The organism is Burkholderiaceae bacterium DAT-1, from assembly GCA_019084025.1.
In the GTDB taxonomy this organism is placed as follows: Bacteria; Pseudomonadota; Gammaproteobacteria; order Burkholderiales; family Chitinimonadaceae; genus DAT-1.
Genome location: JAHRBI010000016.1, coordinates 1 through 1,316 on the forward strand (window position 1 = coordinate 1; position 1,316 = coordinate 1,316).

Below are 1,316 nucleotides of genomic sequence, written 5' to 3' on the forward strand. Positions count from 1 at the left end.
GATTCGACCGGCAGCCGTGCGCTGAATTCGTGGGCCGCCATGCGTGCCAATCCGCGCTGCATATGCATGATGGGCAGAATAATCCAGATATACAGCAGGTAGATCATCGCCAGTGTCCCCACGCCAGCGAGAAACGCCAGACCCGCCTGTGACAGTCGCAGCCACGTGGTTTTGGTGGCGTTGTCGCGTTCGATCAGGCGCACCAGTTCATCTGCACCGGCCACAAAGGGGTCGAGCGCGAAATCATAGGCGGAGACGCGTTGGGCATAGGGGGCGAGGCTGGTGGCGGCGGGGCGAAGATGCTGATACCAGTCGGATTTCACACTGGCAAATCCGCGCTGAATGGCAGGCTCGTGCGGCAAAAACAGCGGGCGGGCTGGGTTGCCCTTTTCAAGGCGCTGCAAGGTTTCATCCATCAAGGCAACATTGATTCGCACCAGGCTCTCTCGGTCGGGCCGATCTGATTTCAGCAGCAAGCCGATGCGGGTGGCTCGCATGCGCAGGCTACCGGTGTCGTTAATGGCCGCCCCCGCGCCTTCGAGCTGCCATGACAGCCACAGCGTACCGCCAATGGTGATCAGGACAATCACCAGGGCAATCAGCGAGGCACTGACAATTTTGGTCGAGATGCGTCGCTGCGGGATAAATATCTCGTCATCCATGCTCATGCGAGAGGGACCATTCCTGTGCGTGTTGGAGGATGAAGGCCAGAATTACCTCTGGCGAATCAAGTGGCAGGCATGTGCGATCGTGAATGATGGCCGTACTCGCCACGGCAATCATACCCGAGTCGTTGGGGTAAAGTGCCAGCAGGCCCGTTTCGGGGCGGTATACCTCGATGCGCGGAAAGGTGCTTTGCTTGAAGCCTTCGATCAGCACGAGGTCAGCAGGCGCCAGCCGGCCAATCAGGGTGCGTACATCCGGTTCGGGCTGCTGGCGCAATTCGTGCACGATAGCGTAGCGGTACGGCGAGGAGATGATCACTTCGTTCGCCCCTGCCGAGCGGAAGCGGCGGCTATCCTTGCCTTCAGGTTCCAGCTCGATATCGTGATGGCTGTGCTTGATCACGTTCACCGTCAGGCCCCGCGCTTTACACAGCGGTAGCAGGTGTTCGATGAGTGTGGTTTTACCGCTACCGGATCGGCCGGTGATACCCATCACTTTCATCTGGGGACTTTCATTGCGATATCAGACTCATGTGCGATCTCTGGTAATCGGGCACACCAGCGGCAGGAAGCTGTCAGCACGTGGTGACCAGCCCAGCAGTGCACCGGCATCAAGATCAAAATACCAGCCATGCAAGGTGAGTTTGCCCT

Annotated in this window: 2 protein-coding genes; both read right to left on the reverse strand. The window is 58.9% G+C overall.

Annotated elements, in window-relative coordinates; translation table 11 throughout:
- Positions 1 to 668: type IV pili methyl-accepting chemotaxis transducer N-terminal domain-containing protein (locus KSF73_17275; protein MBV1777472.1), on the reverse strand; the 668-nt coding region annotated here is incomplete at its 3' end.
- Positions 655 to 1,167 carry a molybdopterin-guanine dinucleotide biosynthesis protein B gene (gene mobB / locus KSF73_17280; protein MBV1777473.1) on the reverse strand — a complete coding sequence of 171 codons (513 nt, stop codon included), beginning with the start codon at positions 1,165 to 1,167 and terminating at the stop codon, positions 655 to 657. The genes mobB and KSF73_17275, both read right to left, overlap by 14 nt.
- Between the last annotated feature and the right edge of the window lie 149 nt (positions 1,168 to 1,316).

Coding starts and splice junctions, on each gene's coding strand:
- mobB (MBV1777473.1), bottom strand. CDS start 1,167: ATGAAAGTGATGGGTATCACCGGCCGATCCGGTAGCGGTAAAACCACA.